15 protein-coding genes and 1 tRNA gene are annotated in these 21233 nt (G+C 46.2%); 7 read left to right on the top strand and 9 right to left on the bottom strand.

The window, feature by feature from the left end:
* Nucleotides 1-351: 351 nt before the first annotated feature.
* A complete protein-coding gene (locus NQ518_RS04555; protein ID WP_227208015.1) occupies nt 352-1158 on the bottom strand; it encodes a hypothetical protein in 807 nt (268 codons plus the stop codon).
* Nucleotides 1159-1266: 108 nt separating this feature from the next.
* Nucleotides 1267-2331: a LacI family DNA-binding transcriptional regulator gene (locus NQ518_RS04550; RefSeq protein ID WP_227208017.1), complete on the bottom strand. Its 1065-nt coding sequence runs from the start codon at nt 2329-2331 to the stop codon at nt 1267-1269.
* A gap of 223 nt (nt 2332-2554) precedes the next feature.
* On the opposite strand from NQ518_RS04550, the gene NQ518_RS04545 reads away from it, so the two are divergent.
* Nucleotides 2555-4933 carry a DUF5112 domain-containing protein gene (locus NQ518_RS04545; RefSeq protein ID WP_227960719.1) on the top strand — a complete coding sequence of 793 codons (2379 nt, stop codon included), beginning with the start codon at nt 2555-2557 and terminating at the stop codon, nt 4931-4933.
* Between the two features lie 3 nt (nt 4934-4936).
* Here NQ518_RS04545 and NQ518_RS04540 read toward each other — a convergent pair whose 3' ends face one another.
* Entirely contained in the window at nt 4937-6109 is a 1173-nt protein-coding gene (locus NQ518_RS04540; RefSeq protein ID WP_227208630.1) for an IS4 family transposase, read from the bottom strand.
* Between the two features lie 143 nt (nt 6110-6252).
* Between NQ518_RS04540 and NQ518_RS04535 the strand changes: the two genes are divergently transcribed.
* The 3 genes from NQ518_RS04535 to NQ518_RS04525 are packed head-to-tail and all read left to right on the top strand — an operon-like array spanning nt 6253 to nt 8763.
* Entirely contained in the window at nt 6253-7476 is a 1224-nt protein-coding gene (locus NQ518_RS04535; RefSeq protein ID WP_227962426.1) for a DUF5113 domain-containing protein, read from the top strand.
* Nucleotides 7452-8177: a DUF5932 domain-containing protein gene (locus tag NQ518_RS04530; protein ID WP_004349043.1), complete on the top strand. Its 726-nt coding sequence runs from the start codon at nt 7452-7454 to the stop codon at nt 8175-8177. Before NQ518_RS04535 ends, NQ518_RS04530 begins: the two co-directional genes overlap by 25 nt.
* A complete protein-coding gene (locus NQ518_RS04525) occupies nt 8167-8763 on the top strand; it encodes an AbgT family transporter (RefSeq protein WP_227208021.1) in 597 nt (198 codons plus the stop codon). The genes NQ518_RS04530 and NQ518_RS04525 overlap by 11 nt, the downstream gene beginning before the upstream one ends.
* Before the next feature lie 358 nt (nt 8764-9121).
* On the opposite strand, the gene abc-f is transcribed toward NQ518_RS04525, so the two are convergent.
* Nucleotides 9122-10897, bottom strand: coding sequence for a ribosomal protection-like ABC-F family protein (abc-f, locus tag NQ518_RS04520; RefSeq protein WP_227208023.1), 1776 nt, complete (start codon nt 10895-10897; stop codon nt 9122-9124).
* Between the two features lie 2 nt (nt 10898-10899).
* Entirely contained in the window at nt 10900-11499 is a 600-nt protein-coding gene (gene yihA / locus NQ518_RS04515; protein ID WP_227208024.1) for a ribosome biogenesis GTP-binding protein YihA/YsxC, read from the bottom strand.
* A 276-nt stretch (nt 11500-11775) separates the two neighbouring features.
* Between yihA and NQ518_RS04510 the strand changes: the two genes are divergently transcribed.
* On the top strand, nt 11776-13287 hold the full coding sequence (locus NQ518_RS04510) for a glycoside hydrolase family 10 protein (protein WP_227208026.1): 1512 nt from the start codon (nt 11776-11778) through the stop codon (nt 13285-13287).
* A 241-nt stretch (nt 13288-13528) separates the two neighbouring features.
* Here the strand turns inward: NQ518_RS04510 and NQ518_RS04505 are convergent.
* A tRNA-Val gene (locus NQ518_RS04505) sits at nt 13529-13606 on the bottom strand.
* 189 nt (nt 13607-13795) lie between these two features.
* Between NQ518_RS04505 and NQ518_RS04500 the strand changes: the two genes are divergently transcribed.
* Together NQ518_RS04500 and NQ518_RS04495 are read left to right on the top strand one after the other, a co-directional pair.
* Nucleotides 13796-16624, top strand: coding sequence for a TonB-dependent receptor domain-containing protein (locus tag NQ518_RS04500; protein WP_227960721.1), 2829 nt, complete (start codon nt 13796-13798; stop codon nt 16622-16624).
* 4 nt (nt 16625-16628) lie between these two features.
* Entirely contained in the window at nt 16629-18056 is a 1428-nt protein-coding gene (locus NQ518_RS04495) for a hypothetical protein (protein WP_227960723.1), read from the top strand.
* A gap of 448 nt (nt 18057-18504) precedes the next feature.
* On the opposite strand, the gene NQ518_RS04490 is transcribed toward NQ518_RS04495, so the two are convergent.
* The 3 genes from NQ518_RS04490 to NQ518_RS04480 form a co-directional block, all read right to left on the bottom strand.
* Nucleotides 18505-18834, bottom strand: coding sequence for a multidrug transporter MATE (locus tag NQ518_RS04490; protein ID WP_260107759.1), 330 nt, complete (start codon nt 18832-18834; stop codon nt 18505-18507).
* 818 nt (nt 18835-19652) lie between these two features.
* Nucleotides 19653-20138: a dihydrofolate reductase gene (locus NQ518_RS04485; protein ID WP_227960726.1), complete on the bottom strand. Its 486-nt coding sequence runs from the start codon at nt 20136-20138 to the stop codon at nt 19653-19655.
* 293 nt (nt 20139-20431) lie between these two features.
* Complete coding sequence (locus NQ518_RS04480) at nt 20432-21226, bottom strand: thymidylate synthase (RefSeq protein WP_227960728.1); 795 nt, start codon at nt 21224-21226, stop codon at nt 20432-20434.
* Nucleotides 21227-21233 lie beyond the last annotated feature (7 nt).

The raw sequence follows: 21233 nt of genomic DNA, 5'->3' as shown, positions 1-21233 counted from the left end.
AAAGAAATTTATAGTTAGCTTGTCTCTGATCCGACGGGAAGTTGGAAACATCTTTGATGGGCGTGATTCGCCTTTTCTATTCATAGGATGACCCTAATCGATATGTAGAAATAATAAAAGAAGATTTCTATGTGGAGATTACATAAAATATAGATGATACTAAAACGGTTAATCCTTCGACGAGGATTAACATATATTATTTTTTGGATGCCTTATCATCACGACAAGAAGGTGTATTATATTAAGAAAAAATGGTAATATATGCACAAAGCGTTAGCTAGAACTCAGGCTTCATAATTGCTTTAACAACCGCTATGGGTGGTGCGGTGGTGTGGTAGCTTGGTTCACGGTTCATTCTTCGATTTCAGATAAACTTCGAACTAAGTTTGCGATGAAATGACTGGATGTTTCGATAGGGGAGTAGTTGATGTATCTCATACTGCGCCGGAGATTACGCCGGAGCACTTTGTTGTTGTTTTGCACAAATCCTGCTTTGCCTTCTCTGAAATGCCATTCCTTTGTCGTATCGATTTCTGTATGGGTCAGGGTTCTTAAAATCAGAGGATAGGCCTCGCGTTCTACATTCTCTACGAAAGGTATTTCGTCTTGCTCAAAATTAAAGACAACAATCAGGATGCTTCCCTGAAGTTGTGCCATGCGTTGTAGGTGAAGTTTGGAGAGCCAGGTTTCAAGTTTGACAAAATCAACCTTGTCACCTCTGGTTCTTAAGTAGCTACCCAGTTCGATGATGCCTCTGACGGAGATGCCTTTGGCTAATATGTGGTTGACGTTAAAGATAATGATGTCAAGCAGTTGAAGTGTTTCCATGGAAGTATCAATTGCATGACGCTCATCGTGTTTGATTTTTTTTAAACGCTTGTTTAACGTGGGATTGCTGAGATGTGGGTTGGTAAACCATTCCTGTTCATCCTTGTCAGTCATTTCCTGCAAATCAAGAATGAGCTTTTGTGGAATGTGGATGTTAGTATCATACTGATGGTTCTTGATGCCTTTCAGCGCGATGGACACTACGTTTTGAGATGCTGCCATCTGAAACAGTCGGTTCCACTTGAAGGTCGTCATGGGCTCTAACGTAACATACTCATTGAGTGCTCCAGAGCGCAGCAACCGAAAGAAATTACGTTTGATGATATCCATATTTGATGACGTGTGAATGAAACCTGATTGATGTCGCCCAGAGGCGCGTCCACAGTAGCTGTAGGTCAACGCGGCCGTTGCTGATGGGCAAGGGCTGATTTCCTTTTTTTACAATTGCGTGCGACGATAAAAATCCATGTTTTCTTTCGTCAACAACTCTATCGGCATGTAGTTTACGGGTTCAACCTTCTTTTTCAGTACGATGGCTTTGAACAACGTGTCAATGCAGCAGTAGCCTTGCTGGTAGGCATGCTGAGCGACCAGGAACGACACGCTGCCCTGTCTGAGGCATTCAGCGTTTTTGCCCACCATGTCGTATCCCATGATTTGGGTGCTTCTTCTGTTGGTTCTTAACAGAAAGTCGCCCATGATGTGTGCTTTAGAGCCAAAGGTGATGCAATGATGTATTTGAGGATACTCATTGAAAAAGTTTTCTAACCTCAAGTCATATTCTTTTTTGGTGGCCTTCATGGGCAAGCCCAACTCGATGATTTCAATCTCGGGAAAGTGTTCTGACATGTAATGTCTGAATCCAACCTCACGATTTTCCTGCTGTTTGCTGGTCACCTTTCCGTCCTTGTTGCGCTTCATCAGCACGATTTGTTTCTCTTGATGGGCTACCATCATCAGAATCCTTGCCGAGAAGTAGCCGCTTTTGAATGAGTCTTGTCCGAAGAAGGAGAGTGGATTCAGTTCGGGCATGTACGAATCGAGCAAGACGAAAGGGATGTTCAATTCGTGCAATTGATCTGTGAACGCTCTTGTCAAGTTGAGTGTTGCCGGAACGATGATCACCCCGTCGGGCTTCTCTTGCAAACAGGTGGCTGCCACCTTTTTGAACGACTCTTCTTTGAGTCGCTCGTAATAGAGCGTTTTCGTCTCGAGATTGAAGTCGCGTCTGGTTTCTATGGCTTTCTTTGCACCTTCTTCAATTTCCTCCCAGTAAGTTTCAGATTCATGTTGTGGGATGATGAGATAGAAGGTGTATGACTTGTTGTACGCCAAGGCACTGGCATACACGTTGGGTTGATAATTCATCTCCGAGAGTGCTTTCTCCACCTTCTCACGCGCTGAGGGAGAAACGTTGGGACGTCCGTGCAAGACCCTGTCAACCGTTCCAACCGAAACGCCCGCCCGCTGGGCGATATCCTTGATTCTGATTTTTTCTGTCATATCACATTTAAAATATGTGCAATCATCGTGTAAGCCGAACACAACGTAAGTTTACTTACTTTGTTGAGGCGCAATCTATGTGATGCAAAATTACAAAGAATAGTTGTATTGTGCGAAAGCACAGTTGCATATTTTAAGCATAATCAATATTTTCCTTCGATTTTCTTCATTTTCAAACAGCAAATGGTTATCTTTGTGTGACAGATTATTTGCCAGCCTAAGCATGTGTCATCAAGAAACAACCAAACGCATCTATTCGGTATTGCTCACACTTGTCGTTCTCTTGTGTGCGATAGCTTGCTCAGACCCTCACGGTGACGACGTGGTGGCTCTGAACGAAAGAGCGTACCAGTATCGCTACCGCAATTTGGATAGTACGTTGCTTTATGCCAATCGGGCGTTGCAACTGGCAGGCAAACATGGTGATGGTTATGCCGAAGCCCTCAACCATCTGGCGTTCGTCCATATAGCAAGGATGGAATATGCCAAGGCAGATTCGCTGCTGTCTGAAGTGCGCAAATCGACCAACAATCAAATAGAATTGTTAGTGGCAGATGTTCAGTTGATGCGTCTTTGCCAACGTTGCTCCAAAAACAAGGACTTTTATGTTTATCGAGAGAGTGCCATGAGGCGTCTACATCGAATTGAGGAGGAGTACAACAGTTTGGATGAGCACCAAAAACGCCGAATGATTTATGCCGAAAGCGAATTTTATCTCACCACCTCCACCTATTTTTATTATGTGGGTTTGGAAGATTTATCGCTCGATGCCATCAACCAAATTGATGTCAACGGCGAGATAGCTCAAGACACCTCCCAACTGTTGAATTATCTGTATAACGTTGGTGCGGGCGGCATCATCCTCGATGGCACGCGTGAGGAAATCAACCAGGTTGAGTTTGAGTATCTTACGCGATGCTATGTGCTGGCCAAGCAGCATCATTATCCCTATTGGGAGGCCAACTCGATGCAGGCCATGAGCGAGCATTTGCAGCGAAAAAGATACCGAGACAAGTTGATTCGCGACAATTTGCCCTCCATGCAATTCATCAATCCGTACGACATGCCCGATTCGTTGTTGGCCGGAAATTTGGCGCAACGCTCGTTGAAAACATTCATTCAATATGGCGACGTTTATCAAATTGCCGGCTCGTATCGAACGCTTGCGGAGTGTTATTGGGAGTTGAAAGATTACAAGTCGGCCTTGATTTGTCTGCACAACGCATTGGAAACCAACCATGCCATCAATCAAGCTCCCGACCTGGTGGCATCTATCCGAGAGCAATTGTCACTGGCTTACTCGGCCATTGATGACAAGCAAAACAGCGATTACAACCGAAATTTATACCTCGACATACAGGAAGGAACCAGGCAGGACCGGCAGTTGGAGGCCCGCGCTGAACAATTGGATGTGTCATCCAAGCAGTTGAATCGGATGATTCTGGCCATCATCATCACCATCGTTGTCGTATGCTTGTTGTTGTTTATCTTCTACTACATGAGAAAGAGGAACGACCGACAGGCTTCAACGTTGACAAAACTCATGGAACCCCTTGAAAAATGGAAGCACGACAATGAAGAGGCACTCGAGGAAAACCAAGAGAAATATGAAGAGATTGAGGAAGAAAAACATGTTCAGCAACTGCACGTTTCCAAGAATAAGAAGCGTAATCTTGAGCAACGAACCAAAGTGTCGCTTGTCAACAGCATCATTCCTTTGATAGATCGGATGTTGCACGAAATACATCAACTGACCAAAAAGACCGAGGCGAAGTCCATCAGGGACGATCGGTATACCTATATCGCGGAGTTAGCCGAGCAGATTAATGATTATAACAGCATTTTGACCCATTGGATACAGTTGCGGCAGGGTGTGTTGAGCCTGAGGATTGAAAGTTTTCCGTTGCAAGATGTCTTTAATTTGTTGTCACGCAGCCGGATGAGTTTCTCCATCAAAGGCATTGATTTGCAGGTAATGCCCACCCAAGCTGTGGTCAAGGCCGACAAGACGCTCACCGTGTTCATGCTAAATACCTTGGCTGACAATGCAAAGAAGTTCACGCCTTCTGGCGGACAGGTTCGGATAGACAGTAAGGAGGGTGACGACTATGTGGAGATTAGGGTAGAAGATACGGGCGTTGGCATGTCTGAACAACAAATTGAGCACCTGTTCGTCAACAAGCCCATCGTTGACCACACGCTTGAAAGCGTTGATGGCAACCCTCCGTCGCACCGCATCAGCAACGGATTCGGGTTGATGAATTGCAAGGGCATCATCGATAGATATCGTAAAACCAGTAAGATATTCAACGTCTGCACTATTCGTGCCGAGAGCGTAGAAGGCAAGGGTAGCACGTTCGCCTTTAGGCTGCCGAAGGGAGTAGCACGTACCATCGCGGTGCTTTGCATGGTGGGTTCGTATTTCATCAACGTGAACGCAGGCGAGTCGGGAAGTGTGCCGCACACGCCCCATCCGATTGGTCAAGCGGAGGTGGTGCAGGGCGAGTTCATCCAGCAAGCTACTGCTTTTGCCGATAGTGCTTACTTCAGCAACACTACTGTCCACGAAAACCCTTTAACATTTCAAAAAGTAACAAATTGATAGTTACCCATCAAAATTGAGGCAGAGCTGCAGGTTTTTTCCTTCAGTAAATTCTTCCTCTTTCTGTTCAATGAGCAAGTCACACAATGGCATTTTTGTCAACAATGCCGTGCTTAAAATTCTTAGAACATCATAGGTTTGAAGCTTTAGCCCCATACATTCTTGTACGATAACGACAAGACAATATGCAATGATAGCTGCATAGATTTGTATTTTTACAGCATTCTCCGAGGTTCCATAAAACTCTTTGATGCGCAGATGTTGCTTCAGCCATTTGAAGAACAGTTCTACTCTCCATCTGTATTTGTAAAGCATAGCAACCTGTTCCGCTGTAATTTCAAAATTGTTCGTGTAAAATACAAATGTCCTATTACCATCATAGTCATAGAATACCACTCGTCGAAGTTTATTTGGATATTGCTTCTTAGTCTTGTATCCCTTGAAACGTATAATTTGGTCAGCCATAATTCCAGATGAAGGGTTGTTGTATTCTTTATCCTCTATGACCTCAAACGGCATTTTATGCTTCTCTCTCACGACAAAGTAAGCTTCTGCTCCTTCTATTATATAAAGTTTCCTAGTTGCCATATACGCTCTGTCAAATATATAGAAACTCTCTTTCTCATAGGGAATTAGCTCCATCACTTGAGAATCGTGAACTGAAGCGTCTGTAATGACAGAAAATGTCGGAATGTCTGTCTTCACGTCATACAGTTCATGCAATTTCACTCCTCCTTTCCCATGATGCAGTTTAGTCCACCAGTATACAGAAAGGCACAATGATATTGTTGAGGAGTCAAACGCATAGACATTGTTCGATATGAAGAAGTCCTTGACGACTCCTCGTTTCTCTCTTGCTATGGAAACCATCTTGTCTGCAAACTCTTGGAATATCTTGACTTCGCGTATTTCATTGGCCTTGCTCAAATTGCTTCTACTGACATTCTTTCCAAAACCAAGATGGTGGAACGCTGACTTGAACGGAGTGATGGTTACAATAAGGTCTCGTAATCCCTCACGATTAGACAACTGACCAAATAGAAGAACCATCAGATGATTCCAACAAGTGAAACTCTTCACATATTTATTACCTTCATACTTTTTTATCAACCATTTGAAATGGTCTGTCGGCAGAAAGTCGCACAGCTGTGAAAATACGTATCGACCTTTGTTCATAAGTATCTGCTTTCAAATTGTAATTTGTGGCAAAGATACTCTTTTCAAAAGTAGGGAGTCTATTTTATCTCCTACAAGCTTGTATTTATAGGCGTTTCAAGAGATTATTAAAAGATTTTCGTGGACAGTAGTGCTTCAGCAACATCCAAGGAACTTATCAGAAAACCCTGTTGTTTGCAGACAGTTGCCTGTATTATCTCAACCGCCATTACCGAACATGCAGACCTCATGGCGTAGATACGATGACCATCATGTCAAACAGTACCGCATTGCCGGCAGAAATTAAATGGTTATACGATAGTATTCCAACCAATTACAACATCATCCTTGGCATCAGAAACGAAAGTGCCGTGGCCGCATTGGCCTTGCACAAGTGGGCCTTGTACGCTTATAACAACAAGGCTTATACGCAGTTGTTCCGCGAACGCAGTGCAGACAGTACGTTAGGCACGTATGTTCAAATGATGCAACGTTCAGAAGTTAATAAGAATGTGGCCCTCGTCATCCTTTCTTTGATTTTCATGCTGATATTCCCAGCCTATTATTTTTTGTATGATCGACATCGGGTGTATTATCGGTTCAGCGTTGATCGAATCCAGGAAATCAACCAGACGTTGTTGAGTGAGGCCCCCGCTCAGGAGAAATTACAGAAGATACAGACGCTTTGGACGTTCAACCGCAGAATGTTGAATACCCGATTTACCAAACTTAACGCTATCGTTGAACAAATCATGGATGCGTTACGAGATCGCATTCATGTGGAGGAAGTGCAGACAACCAGCATGGAACTGGCTCAAGACGAATTGCGAAGAACGAGTTACGAAAACGACCAGTTGCACATCAGCAACAGCGTGTTGGACAACTGTCTTTCAACCTTAAAGCACGAAACGATGTATTATCCCGCTAAAATAGGTGTTTTGGCTGATGGTAAAGACGAAAATCTTCCAGTGTTGAGCGAGCTTTCTTCTTATTACAAAGACCTGTACATGCTGCTGAGTGCGCAGGCCATGCGACAGATAGACAATCATGTCAAGGTGGATGACGACATGCTGCGCTATCTGTTTGACATCTTGAAAGAGCAAAATGGCGGCGAGCTGGTGCTGACTGCTGAAGACAAAGACCCCGTATATTGTCTTATTCATGTAAAGATGAACAATCTTCATCTCTCCGATGAACAAGTCGCCGCTCTATTTACGCCCAATACCGTTGACATGCAGTTCATGCTGTGCAGGCAGATTGTTCGTGAGGTAGGAGAGGCTACCAATGCGCGTGGCTGCGGCATCCAGGCTGTGAAAGATGAGACAGGACGAATAAACATAAATATCACCTTAACAAAAACGATATGGAAGAATTTAAAATTATCATAGTAGAGGATGTTCCTTTGGAACTGAAAGGTACCGAGGGCATCTTTAAAAACGAGATTCCTGAAGCCGAAATCATTGGTACGGCAGAAAACGAACAAGAATATTGGCGCCTGATAAAGCAGCAGGTACCTGATTTGGTTTTGTTGGACTTGGGACTTGGTGGCTCCACGACCGTTGGCGTTGAGATATGCAGGCAAACGAAACAAAGCTATCCGCAGGTGAAGGTGTTGATATTTACCGGCGAGATACTGAATGAAAAATTATGGGTCGACGTGCTGGACGCGGGGTGCGATGGAATCATCTTGAAAAGTGGCGAACTGCTCACGCGGGGGGATGTTGGCAGTGTGATGGCCGGCAAACGCATGGTGTTCAACCAGCCGATATTGAAAAAAATCGTGGAGCGCTTCAAGTTAAGCATCCATAACCAACTGATGCGGCAAGAGGCGCTTGTGAATTATGAGATTGACGAATATGATGAGCGTTTCCTCCGTCATCTGGCCTTGGGCTATACCAAGGAACAGATTACGAACTTGCGCGGGATGCCCTTTGGCGTAAAAAGTTTGGAAAAGCGACAGAACGAGTTGATACAAAAGTTCTTTCCCAATGGCAACAACGGGATTGGAATCAATGCCACCCGACTGGTAGTCAGGGCCATTGAGTTGAGAGTGCTTGACATTGATAATTTGCAAGCCGATGAAGAGTAAGGTCTTTGCCATCGTTACGTTCAGCTTAGGAATCGTACAAATTCTGCTCATTCTGGTGTCGTGGTTCATAACAGCCACGATGCCCATGTCGCCTGTGCGTTCGTTGTTGAGCAGTGAGGGAATCAGATGGTTTTTCGGTCAGTTCACTTACAACCTCGCCTCTCCCTTGCTCGTCTGGCTCATTCTTGCGGGAATGACGCTGGGCGCATTGAAACAAAGCAGACTGTCTAAGGCTTTTACACCTTCTGCCAGGAAGGAATATCGACAGCGTTTCGCACTAAAATTGGTTTTGCTCGAACTGGTAATCTTCGCAGGGATTATTGGTTTGTTGACACTCATGCCCCAAGCCATCCTGCTGAGCGTGACCGGTCATTTGTTTCCAAGTAGTTTTTCGCAAAGTGTCTTTCCAATAGTATGTTTCATGGGTTGTGTGGCATCCGTCACCTTTGGCTTGTTAAGTGGCGCTTTTCGTTCGCTGACTGATATTTTTAATGCTTTGTCAGTCGGGATAAGCAGGCTCTCTCCCTGGCTGGTGGTCTATGTGATGGCTGCCCAACTGTACCATTCTTTCTTGTTCGTCTTCTAATCTATCCCATACCACATTTTGTGGAAAAGATTGGGGAACGAAACGGGCTGCAAGCCCAAAAACTTTTAGCCCAAAGCAACGCCCAAAGTAAACGTGTGATAATATGTATGCTCTAAAGGGGCAAAAGCAATCGGTTATCATTGTATTTCGATTGCTTTTGCCCCCGTAGGTCATAGCTTTTTCAACGCATTCAATCCCAGGGTGTTACCCTAGGCAAAAAAACTTTTGGGACTTGCAGCCTGTTGGGTGTCGCGTTAACCAACCAGAAAAAGACGTGGTTGGTTATCGAAGTTTTACACCCTTTTCGTGAAAAAGTGACAAAAGTAAGTAGGTGGGGCGGGAGTGTCAAGCCATTCCCCTAAGACAGTTCGGATAATTCGAGCCATCTCATGCTTTTTTCATCCAGCTCTTCTTTTAAAGTGGGTAGCAGCATGCTCTTGGTTGTGAGGTCTTCAACGGTCAACTTTCCGCTGCATATCTCTTCTTCCACATCCTTTATCTGTTGCTCCAGCTTTGTAATGTCCTCATCCAAAACTTCAAACTCTCGTTTTTCTTTATAAGAGAGCTTTTTCTTTTCGTTGTTTCTGTAATCCTTTGCGGCAGGCTTCTCCTTCTTTTCTTCTGGCTTCTGCTCGATGGGTTTCAGGCTGTTCCACTCTCTGAATTGCGTGTAATTGCCGGGGAAGTCTTGAATTTCGCCCTCACCCTTGAACACTAAGATGTGGTCAACTACCTTGTCCATGAAATACCTGTCGTGACTGATGACGATTACGCACCCCGGAAAGTCTTGCAAATAGTTTTCCAGCACCTGCAGTGTTTGAATGTCTAAATCGTTCGTAGGCTCATCAAGCACCAGGAAATTGGGATTTTTCATCAACACCGTGCAAAGGTATAACTTGCGCAACTCGCCGCCACTGAGTTTGTAAACAAAGTTGTGTTGCTGCTCAGGCGTGAACAAGAAGTGTTGCAGCAGCTGCGAGGCCGTCATGCTTTTGCCGCCACCCAGATTGATGTTCTCGGCAACGTCACTGACCACATCAATCACTTTTTGCTGTTCGTCAAACTGTAATCCTTCTTGAGAGAAGTAGCCAAAACGAACGGTTTCACCGATGTCGAATTTCCCACTGTCGGGTTCAACGAGCCCCATTAACAACTTGATGAACGTTGACTTCCCGGTTCCGTTGTTGCCGATGATTCCTAATTTCTCAAATCTGGCAAAGTTGTAATAAAAGTCTTTCAGTATCACTTTGTCGCCCCAAGCCTTCGATACATATTGACACTCGAAAATCTTGGAACCGATATACACATTGCTCGATTTCAGTCTGATTTGTCTTTCCTCAACCTTTTGTTTGGCTACCTGTTGCAGTTCGTAGAAAGCCTCCTCACGATAGCGCGCCTTGTGTCCGCGAGCCTGTGGCATGCGCCGCATCCATTCCAGTTCGGTACGATACAAGTTGTTGGCACGCGCCACCTCTGCCCGCTTGTTTTCGATGCGTTCTTGGCGCTTTTCCAGATAATAACTGTAATTACCGCGGTATGCGTAGATGGTTCGGTCGTCTAATTCAAGAATCGAATTGCACACGCGATCCAAGAAAAAGCGGTCGTGCGTCACCATCAGCAGTGTCTTGTTGCCCCGCGACAGGTAGCTTTCTAACCACTCCACCATTTCCAAATCCAAATGGTTGGTCGGCTCATCGAGGATGAACAGTTCGGGTTCTGTAATCAGAACGTTCGCCAAGGCCACCCGTTTTTGTTGTCCACCACTCAGTTGTCCCATGGGTTGGTCAAGATCATCAATGTGCAACATCGTTAGTATTTGCTTGGCCTTTAATACTTTCTGTGGATCGCCTTGATGATTAAAGCAAGCGTCTAACACCGATTCGTTTTCATCAAACAGGGTCTTCTGTTCAAGATAACCAATCTTGAGATCTTTCTTCATGATAATCTCGCCACCGTCTTTGCCTTCCTTACCGGTAAGAACCGACAGCAGGGTAGACTTGCCGGTGCCATTCTGGGCGATGAGACCGATGCGCTGACCTTCGGCAACGGAGAAGGAGATGTTGTTGAACAAAACAAGGTCGCCGAAAGATTTCGTTAGATTCTGAACGTCTAAATAGGGTATTGGTCCAGCCATGTTTACAGAAGTGATTGGTTTATTTCATCGATATAAGCCAACAATTCTTCGCGGCCCGTTCGTTTTTCCGAACTCGTAATAAAGTAAGGTGGCAGTTCTTCCCAGGCATCTTTTAATTGTTCCATCCACTGGGCTGCATTGGCTTTCGCCTTCACCGTGCCCAGTTTGTCGGCTTTGGTGAACACAATGGTGAAGGGTATCTCGTTTTCTCCTAACCAATCGATGAACGCACGGTCTATCTTTTGTTGCTCGTGGCGCACGTCAATCAGCACGAACAGGTTGACCAACTGCTCTCGTTGCAAAATGTAGGTGTTAATCATTTTCTCAATATCCGCCTGCACTTTCTTGGATCTCTTGGCAAATCCGTAGCCCGGAAGGTCAACCAAGTACCACTCATCGTTAATCAAGAAGTGATTGATGAGAAGGGTTTTGCCCGGTGTGGATGATGTCTTGGACAGTCCCTTATGGTTGCAAAGCATGTTGATAAGACTGGATTTTCCTACATTCGAGCGTCCGATGAATGCATATTCTATCCGATTGTCTTTGGGACATTTGTCTATGGTTGGCGATGATATGAGGAATTCGGCCTTCTTTATTTCCATATTCTTACGTTCTTTCTGCAAAGATAATCATTATTAGGCAAATATGCTGCGGCCATCAGATAATTCTTCGGGGAGGCTCGTTCTGTCAAATATATTTGGCAGTTCAGCCAACAACCACTATCTTTGCAGAAGATAGGCTTCGCCTCAACAAAGAAAGTAAACTTTCTCTGTCTTCGGCTTGCACTATCTTTTCATAAGATAGGCTTCGCCTCAACAAAGCAAACAAGCTTTCTTTGTGTTCGGCTTGCACTATCTTTGCACAAAAAGAAAGTAGATATGAATAAATTTTTAACCAAGATAAGGCTGTTGCTCTTATTCGTGGTATGTAGTAACTTGTTGGCAAGTAAGGCCGATAATCTGAAAAAACGTGAGTTTCGAGGGGCTTGGATACAGTGTGTAAATGGCCAGTTCGAAGGAATGGGAACGGCCAACATGCAGCGCACGTTGAGTTATCAATTAGATGAATTGCAGAAGAATGGTGTCAATGCCATCATCTTCCAAGTCAGGGCAGAGTGCGATGCGCTCTATCAAAGTAGTTATGAGCCATGGAGTCGTTTCTTGACAGGCGTGCAAGGACAAGCGCCCTATCCTTTTTGGGACCCACTTCAATGGATGATAGAGCAGTGTCATCAGCGAGGGATGGAACTGCACGCATGGATTAATCCTTATCGTGCCAAAACCAAGAGTACTTCCGCTCTGGCCGGCAATCATATTGCCATCAAGCAACCTGGCAAGGTATTTTCGTATGCCGGACAGTTTATTCTCAACCCGGGCGACCCCGCCAACAGGGAATATATTTATAAGGTGGTTGACGACATTGTGCGTCGCTATGATGTGGATGGTTTGCACATCGACGATTATTTCTATCCTTATCCAGCTCCTGGTGAAGTCATTCCCGACGGTCGCGAATTCCAACTCTATAATAATGGATTGAAGAACGTCAATGACTGGCGTCGCTATAACGTCAACTTGTTCATCAAAGAGTTGGGAGAAAAGATACACCAGCGTAAGCCTTGGGTGAAATTTGGCGTTTCGCCCTTTGGTATTTACCGCAACAAGAAGAATGATCCAACACTTGGCAGCAACACCCGGGGATTGCAAAATTATGATGATCTTTATGCCGATGTCTTGTTGTGGGTGAACAAGGGTTGGGTAGATTATTGCGTTCCGCAGTTATATTGGCAAATCGGTCACCCAACGGCCGATTATGACACGCTCATCAGGTGGTGGAATCGTTATGCCGGTAACCGACCTTTATACATTGGCGAGAGTGTGGATCGTACAGCGAAGTATGCCGACCTGCAAAACCCGAATAGCAATCAACTACCGGCAAAATTCCGTTTGCACGATCAGATGTCGAATGTGAAGGGTACTGTTTTGTGGTATGCCAAGGCTGTGGTGGATAATGTAGGCAACTACGGAACGGCTCTTCGCAACTACTATTGGAAATATCCGGCCTTGCAACCCGAGATGCCGTTTATTGATGGCAAGCGTCCAAAGAAACCTCGAAAGGTAAAACCTGTATGGACAAGCGACGGCTATATCCTGTTTTGGACACAACCTCGTGGTAAAGATTGGGATGACGTAGCAACAAAATATGTGGTTTACCGTTTCAACAAGGGAGAGCGTGTCAACTTGGACAATCCCTCCAAGATTGTCGCCATCACTTCGGAAACGATGTATAAACTGCCTTATGTTGATGGCAAAACCAAATATCGATATGTGGTTACTGCGCTTGACAGAATGAACAACGAGAGCAAAGCTAAGAAAAAGAGCATCAAGCTGTAATACTCTTTTCGTATTAGAGCTTCTAAAAAAGAATGGTGAAATGAAAATGGTAGGGACGTGACTCATCATGTTCCGCCTCATTTGAAATCATTGGCCCTCACCATGCAGGGGCGTGATTCATCATGCTCCGCCGAACGGCATTCATGAAAGGGTGTCAAATGAAAGAGGCAGCCAGGTAGCTGGAAAAAATAAAAAAGGTTCAAGAAAAACAGAAATTTGTTTTCTTGAACCTTTTTTGGGTTGGTAGGGATAATCGGGCTCGAACCGATGACCTCTGCAATGTGACTGCAGCGCTCTAAACCATCTGGGCTATACCCCTGTTTGCCGCATCGTAGAGAACGACGACACTGCAAAAGTATATTTTTTTTGTATTCTAACAAAAGGTTAATCGCTTTTTTTATAAAAATCTGTTTCTGTCATGATATTTCCCTTTAGTTTTTGACAGATTCATAGGATATTTTTACCTTTGCAACCATTAGTTTTTTAATGTAAAAAGATTTTACACATAATGATTCATTTAAAAAGAGAAGCCAATTTGTTGACGATAACATCATTGGTTGCTTTTCAATCATTGGCTTACCTGCCCGCGTTCGCAAATCCTGGCACAAGGGCGATGATGGTGACGGATGACAATCATGCCAATGTGCATGCAGAGATGGTAGACACGATGAGGTTCAACTCGCCCATCAGTCTTGACGAAGTAGTGGTGACGGGGCAGGGCGGAGCCATTGAACGGCGAAGGTTATCCTCGAACGTCACCAAGATTTCAGGTAAAGACTTGCAGAAGTTGACCGTGGGGCGTATGGACGAAATGCTGCGCAACGCCATCCCTGGGGTTCAGTTTTCACTCTCAGGTGCGCAGCCCGGCAGCACCTCTGTCATCAAAGCCCGGGGATTGTCCTCGGCGTTTTCTAATTCTACCCCCATCATCTACATCGATGGCGTTCGCACCGACAACCTCAACACCGGTGCCATTCTCAATTATTCCAAGAAAGGTTATGGCGCCCAGCCTTACACCATTGGCGACATGCCCATGGGTGAGATGGCGGCGTCGAGCGCGCTGAGCGATATTTCCATGGAGAACATCGACCATATAGAGTATGTGAGCGGTGGAGCGGCCACCACGCTCTATGGTTCTGATGCGGCCAATGGCGTGATACAAATCTTCACGAAGAAGGGAAGCTCGGATGGTTTTCACGCTTCCGCGTCAGTGGACATGGGATGGGACAAGGCCACCACGCAGTTTTATCACTTCCGCCGTACGGCCGATTTGCTCAACCAGACGGGTTTCGAGCAGCGTTACCGGCTGTCGCTTGCCGGCGGAAACAGCAAGTATGGGTATAGCCTGGGTGCCAACATGATGGAAAACACGGGTGTGGTGATACACAACAACAATGCCCATAAGCGTTACGACCTGCGTTTTGGCTCGCGCGCTCAGCTCACTACCCAACTGGAGTATCAGAACTCATTTGGCTTTGTGGCCGATGATTATAATCGCAGTCGCAATGGCAATCAGGGTTTCTATACGGGACTATGGTTCACGGAGGGCAGCGCTTCCAGCCGCTTCAAGTTCACCGATGCCAATGGCCATGAACAGAGATATCCTGCCGATATCGATGCCGCCGATGATGACACGTTTGAGAAGATGCGAGCCTTTGTGGACAAAGCCGAGGCTTTGCAGCACTATCGCGAGTCGACCAAACATTTCCAAACATCGCACACCTTGCTTTACAAGCCATTGCCCCAACTCACCGTTAAAGGCGTTTTTGGAATTGACTATCGGGCTAACAACAACAAGGAAATCGTGACCAACGAGTATCTCATTCATATTGGTGAGAAGCATGTGGGCACGACGGATGCCGGTCGTGTCAACAATTTCGACCGCAATTACTTCGGGCTCACCGCCGACATCAACGGACAGTACAAGTTTTACCATGCCAACCGGTTGAGCAACGTGCTTACTGCCGGCTTCCAATATTTCAACACGCATGACCGTCAGGCCATCTATCGCGGTACCAACGTGCGCGATGGGGCCAAGGTGATGAGTGGAGCCGGAACCGTTCAGGCCGACGAGTGGCTCAACTTCCTGCACAGCTACAGCTTTTACGCGCAGGACAACATTGGGCTGTTCAATAAATATTACGTTGATTTAGGCGCACGCGTGGACTACAACACCGCATTTGGCGACAATGTGAAGTGGCAGTTTTATCCCAAGCTCGGCCTGTCTTACGTGATGAGTGACGAGCCATTTCTCGCCCCATTGGTCAGCAGTGGCATGCTGTCCATGCTGCGCGTGTTCTGCAACTACGGTGTCGCGGGCAGCTATCCGCCGCCATTCGCCTATCAGCGCACCATCTCCGTGACAGGCTATCAAGGCAAGCAGGCTGGCACGTTCGGGCAGTTTGGCAACCCTGACTTGGGACCCGAGAAGAAACATTCGTTCGAGGTGGGTTTCGAATCATCTTTCCTCCATGATGTCGCCACGCTTTCATTCACCTACTATCACTCCGTTACCAAGGGTGCGTTGTTCACGGTTCCCACCTTGCCGTCGGCCGGACGCGCGGCCAGCTACTTGGCCAACATTGGCGAAATCAGTAACCTGGGCGTTGAGATGGCACTTGCCCTCAACATCGTGCGTACCAAGGACTGGCAGGCCACCCTGCGCACGGCTGTTAACACCAACCGGAACCGCGTATTGAGTGCAGGTGGCACGGTGCCGTTCAGCATTGGCGGGTTCGGTCCCGAAACCATTCAGACGGCAGTGGAGGAGGGTAAGCCCGTAGGCTTCTTGCGCGGCAACAAGGCCGTTCTCAATGCCGATGGCACCCTCAAGGAGGTGCTTCGCATGCAAGATTTGGGTTCTACTATCCCCACCTGCTATGGCAATGTGTCGATGGATGTTCATTATAAAAACTGTAGTCTGTGGATGAGTGGTGACTATCAGACAGGTAGTTACGTTCACTCGTTCGACCGTCAGTTCCGCTTTCAAAAGGGATTGAAAGACGATGTGGTGCCCCAGAAGGCACTCATGGGCAGGAAGCAGAAGGACGCATGGCTCGACTTTACCAACTATTTCGTGGAGAAGGCCGACTTTTTCAAGGTGCGAAACGTTGGCTTGAGCTATCTTTATCACCTCAAAGGCTCAAAGCCCGTGGTCAAGAGCGTGCTGTTCAGCATGAGCGTCAACAATCCGTTGAACTTCACTGCGGCATCCGTAGACCCCGAAGCGGTCATCTCGGGCGCGCACTCGCAAGGGGCTGTGGCATCGGGAGGACTGAATTATGCCACCTATTCGTTACCCAGACAATATATTTTCTCACTGAAATTCAATTTGTAAAATCATGCAATCAAACTTATCATATTCCCTCATCATCGGGGGAACGTTGCTGTTGGCCTCGTGTAACTTGGTGGCCCCCGGCGACATCGAGAATCCTAACGTCACAGAAGATGGTTATCTCCAGGGAGGCAACGCCATGGACACTTGGGTGAACGGTGCCGAGAAGACATTGGCCCTTACGGTTGGTGACTTCTGCTTGCAGACCGAAATCATCTCTGACAACTTTTTCAACAACTACACACGCGAGAGCAAACTCTTTGACGAACCGAAAATATTGTACAACGATCCCGACGTGAATGGCTTGGAACGAGCTGTGCAGCAGTTGCGCGCTACGGCCGATTTCGCCTTTGACAAGGTGAGCAAGTATGACAAGAACGTCACGAAGGCGCAGCTGTTCAAACTTCATACCATCAAGGCTTACGGCTTTTTGCTCGGCGGTGAGAACTTCATGGCCCTGCCTGTGAGCGAGCGGGGTGCGGTGAAGACCTGGCAAGAGCTGTTGCAACTGGCGCTGCAATCGCTGGGAGAAAGTGAGAAATATGCTGAAAACGACACGCTTCGGTCGTTTGTTCACACGCTCAAGGCGCGCGCCTATTACCGTCTGGGCAAGGTAGACGAGGCGTTGGAGGAGAGTGGCATGGCGTTGAAGCTGTGCGACAATCTGCTGTGGCAGGTGCAGTTTGATGGCTCAAACAGTGTATTCAACGCGATGCAGGATGACATCTGGAAAGCCCTGTATCAGCCATTGCCGCGTCTTAACTTTCTCAATCCCAAATATGTGCAGCTCACGTCCACTTATGAAAGTCCCATCTGCATAGCCAAAGCCGAGGAGAACCACCTCATCATGGCCGAAGCCTTGCTGGCCAAGAAAGAAACGGACAAGTGCAAGGCGCAACTCAAACAACTGCTCGGTCTGGTTAAGTCGCGCCCCGTGCGGCACGATGTGAAAGATTGGGCCAAAACACGAGCCGTGGGAGGCATCAAGGAATATCCCGACGGAGCCGCCTACACTGTTGCCGCATCGCCGGGTGAACCTTATCGTGAGGGGTTGGTGTTGAGCCGAAAGAAGCCGCAAGTGGTGAGCGTGCCCACGGTTTCAGGTACGTCGGTGACGGCAGAGATGATAGACCGGTGCCAAGGCCACGACGCTCTGCTCGAGCTGATTTACCTGATGCGCCAAGAAATTTTCATTGCAGAGGGACGGCGCATGAACGATTTGGGCATCCGCTTACCCATCAGCGAGGTGGAGGCCAAAGCCAATCCTGCGGCCGCTCCTTACATCAAAGCGCATATCCCAGCTTTCATACCGCTTGGACAGGGCATGGATGCTTTTGAGCTTGATAAGAAAAACTTGCGGGTCACCATCCGATATAACATGAATCATCTCATCGTCGGCAACAAGACCACAGCTGATGTCGTGCCATTCGAATAGTGGCGTATATGCGTAGGGGCATGATTTATAACGTTCCGTTAAGAAAGAAAAATAAAAAAGGTAGGGGCAAGTTCAAGAATGCGACGGGACTTTCGCTCCAGCTCCGCATCCTTGTTCTTAAGCTCCGCATCCCTTTGCTCAAGAAGTTTAACAACAGCTTCCCGAGTTAGAGAATGGTAGTCAGATGTTATTGTGCAACGAGTCGTATCTATCACATTATCAACTTTTGTTTCGTTGAGTACAAACATAAGTTTTTCGGGCAAAGGTAGTAAAGCAAGAAAGCTACACAAAGGCGGCTAATATTGGATGCTAACTTTTTTATTCATAAGTTTTCAAATACCACATAGGTAATAAATAATGGACATCTGGAGCTTTTCGGCTTACCAAATGTCCATTACGCCAAAATCATTATATTCCTACATGCTTTTCCCAAAGAAACAGACACTTGTTATTTGTGATGATTTAAATAATCTGCTATTATAAGCAATAATAAGTTGATAGCAAGTAGGCTAAAGTTGAATATTTTTGCTTTCTTACATTTCGATTTCATTTCTGGTGTATTGCTTTGCTTGTTGTATTCATCAAAAATCTCTCTATATATATTATTTCGAAAGAATATCATGTATTCAAAAATCACCCAGAAGACAATATATCCCCAAGCAACAAGTTTGTCAACACGAAGTGGAGTTCCAAGTAATAAACACACGAAATAATCAATATTTCCTATTAATGTAAATGATAAAATCATATGCAAACCGCAAGCATATAACATCGACATAGTATAGCTCTCTTTATGCCTTCTGTAATAGCGATACACTATGTAGTGTGTGATATAATAAAATTCTATCAAATTTTTAAATGTTATTTGTTCCAAAAATCTAAGTCATTATACTCCTACATGCTTTTCTCAAAGAAACAGACACTTGTTATTGGTAATGATTTAAGTAATTTGCTATTATAAGTAATAATATATCGAGAACAAGTAAGCTAAAGTTAAATATCTTTGCTTTTTTACATTTTGACTTCATTTCTGGTGTATTACTTTGCCTTTCGTATTCATTAAAAAGTTCTCTATATCTCCCATTTCGGAATAATACTATGTATTCGAATATCATCCATAAGATAGCATATGCCAAGATTGAAACTTTATTAAAGTGCCCCGGTATATTAAGGAATAAACACACAAAATGATCAATTAAATCTATAAATCCTAATGATAACCCACCAAGAATTGTGAAAGCATACATAATCGATGTGTCACAGGTTTCATTATGCCTTCGGTAAAAGCGATATATTACATAATGTACGATATAATAAAAATCTATCACCTTTTATATTATTTATTCCAAAAATCTAAGTCATTATACTCCAATGCACTTTTTCCCAAAAATATCAGTTAACTTGTCATTCTTGGAATCATAGCTGTAAATAGTCTGGTATTCAACAGTGCCGCTTGGATGAATGATCGCCACTTTTGATTCATTCAGTTTGCCAGTGTATGTGTATGAGTTGTCAACCTTCTCAATGATACCATTAAGTTTCTTCTTAATACTTCCTGTCGTATTACCTTTTACGTCAGCGTGATTTGTCACGTCCCTACCTGTTTTTCACATAGTTGACGAAAGCGTAGCGGTGGGCGTGGCGCTCGTCGATGCCATGTTCCTCGCGTGATATCTCGTGCCAGTCGTCATAAGGGGGGAAGAACACGTCTGCGTGTTCTGGCACGTCGTCTACCTCAGTGAGGCACAGTCGGTCGGCTCGCTCGATGGCTTGTTGGTAGACATGGGCACCGCCGATGATGTAGATGTCCTCGTCGTCAGCGCAGTGAGCCAGTGCTTCGTCGAGCGACGCGAAGCTATCGCAACCCTCAAAATGGGTTTGCGTACGACTCAGCACGATGTTGCGCCGGTTGGGCAATGCGCCTTTGGGCAGCGACTCGAAGGTGCGCCGCCCCATGATGACGGTGTGTCCGGTGGTGAGTGCCTTAAACCGTTTCAGGTCGTTGGGCAACCAATATAACAATTTGTTCTGATAGCCGATGGCTCGGTTGCGCGCCACGGCTGCGATGATGGTGATCAACATGATATTTACTTTTAAAAACGGCCTCTCCCCCTTACCCCTCCCCAAAAGGGAGGGGAGTGATTAGCCGGTTAATTTGCACTTTTGGCCTCTCCCCCTTACCCCTCCCCAAAAGGGAGGGGAGTGATTAGCCGGTTACTTTGAACTTTTGGCCTCTCCCCCTTACCCCTCCCCAAAAGGGAGGGGAGTGATTAGACAAGCCATCAACTCGTCAACTCGTCAACTTGTGAACTCGTCAACTATATATACTATCAACTTGTGAACTCGTCAACTTGTGAACTCGTCAACTAAATCTCTCACACCGCCACCTCTGCCTTGATGTGGGGCCAGGGATCGTAATTGAGGAGCTCAAAGTCTTCGTATCGGAAGTCGAAAAGACTCTTCACGTCTGGATTCAGCTTCATCTGCGGCAGTTCACGGGGCGTGCGGGTGAGTTGCAGCTTGGCTTGCTCGATGTGGTTCAGGTACAGGTGCGTGTCGCCCGTGGTGTGGATGAAATCACCCGCCTTCAGTCCTGTGACCTGCGCCATCATCTGTAGCAGCAGGGCATACGAGGCGATGTTGAACGGCACGCCCAAGAAGGTGTCGGCGCTGCGTTGATACAATTGCAGCGACAAACGCCCGTCGGCCACATAAAACTGAAACAGACAGTGGCAGGGCGGTAGTGCCATTTCACTGATGTCGGCAGGATTCCAAGCGGTGACCAGCATTCTGCGGCTGTCGGGATGATGCTTAATCAGGTCGATGACGTTTTGTATCTGGTCGATGGTGCCGCCGCGATGATCGGGCCACGAACGCCACTGATGTCCGTACACGGGACCCAAGTCTCCGTTTTCGTCCGCCCACTCGTTCCAAATGCTCACGCCATGTTCTTGCAGATATTTCACGTTGGTGTCTCCTTTGAGAAACCACAGCAGTTCGTAGATGATGGACTTCAGGTGCAGTTTCTTCGTGGTCAGCACGGGGAATCCGTCCTCCAGGTTGAACCTCATCTGGTGCCCGAAAATACTCTTCGTGCCAGTTCCGGTGCGGTCAGTCTTCACCTTACCTTCTTCGAGGATGCGATGTAGCAGGTCTAAATATTGTTGCATAGTTCGT

The organism is Hoylesella buccalis ATCC 35310, assembly GCF_025151385.1.
In the GTDB taxonomy this organism is placed as follows: Bacteria; Bacteroidota; Bacteroidia; order Bacteroidales; family Bacteroidaceae; genus Prevotella; species Prevotella buccalis.
This window is presented reverse-complemented; position numbering and strand designations above follow the sequence as displayed.

What these genes read in the sequence shown, in the direction of transcription:
- NQ518_RS04555 (WP_227208015.1), bottom strand. Translation starts at nt 1,158, where the DNA reads ATGGATATCATCAAACGTAATTTCTTTCGGTTGCTGCGCTCTGGAGCA.
- NQ518_RS04550 (WP_227208017.1), bottom strand. Translation starts at nt 2,331, where the DNA reads ATGACAGAAAAAATCAGAATCAAGGATATCGCCCAGCGGGCGGGCGTT.
- NQ518_RS04545 (WP_227960719.1), top strand. Translation starts at nt 2,555, where the DNA reads ATGTGTCATCAAGAAACAACCAAACGCATCTATTCGGTATTGCTCACA.
- NQ518_RS04540 (WP_227208630.1), bottom strand. Translation starts at nt 6,109, where the DNA reads ATGAACAAAGGTCGATACGTATTTTCACAGCTGTGCGACTTTCTGCCG.
- NQ518_RS04530 (WP_004349043.1), top strand. Translation starts at nt 7,452, where the DNA reads ATGGAAGAATTTAAAATTATCATAGTAGAGGATGTTCCTTTGGAACTG.
- NQ518_RS04525 (WP_227208021.1), top strand. Translation starts at nt 8,167, where the DNA reads ATGAAGAGTAAGGTCTTTGCCATCGTTACGTTCAGCTTAGGAATCGTA.
- abc-f (WP_227208023.1), bottom strand. Translation starts at nt 10,897, where the DNA reads ATGGCTGGACCAATACCCTATTTAGACGTTCAGAATCTAACGAAATCT.
- yihA (WP_227208024.1), bottom strand. Translation starts at nt 11,499, where the DNA reads ATGGAAATAAAGAAGGCCGAATTCCTCATATCATCGCCAACCATAGAC.
- NQ518_RS04510 (WP_227208026.1), top strand. Translation starts at nt 11,776, where the DNA reads ATGAATAAATTTTTAACCAAGATAAGGCTGTTGCTCTTATTCGTGGTA.
- NQ518_RS04500 (WP_227960721.1), top strand. Translation starts at nt 13,796, where the DNA reads ATGATTCATTTAAAAAGAGAAGCCAATTTGTTGACGATAACATCATTG.
- NQ518_RS04495 (WP_227960723.1), top strand. Translation starts at nt 16,629, where the DNA reads ATGCAATCAAACTTATCATATTCCCTCATCATCGGGGGAACGTTGCTG.
- NQ518_RS04490 (WP_260107759.1), bottom strand. Translation starts at nt 18,834, where the DNA reads ATGTCGATGTTATATGCTTGCGGTTTGCATATGATTTTATCATTTACA.
- NQ518_RS04485 (WP_227960726.1), bottom strand. Translation starts at nt 20,138, where the DNA reads ATGTTGATCACCATCATCGCAGCCGTGGCGCGCAACCGAGCCATCGGC.
- NQ518_RS04480 (WP_227960728.1), bottom strand. Translation starts at nt 21,226, where the DNA reads ATGCAACAATATTTAGACCTGCTACATCGCATCCTCGAAGAAGGTAAG.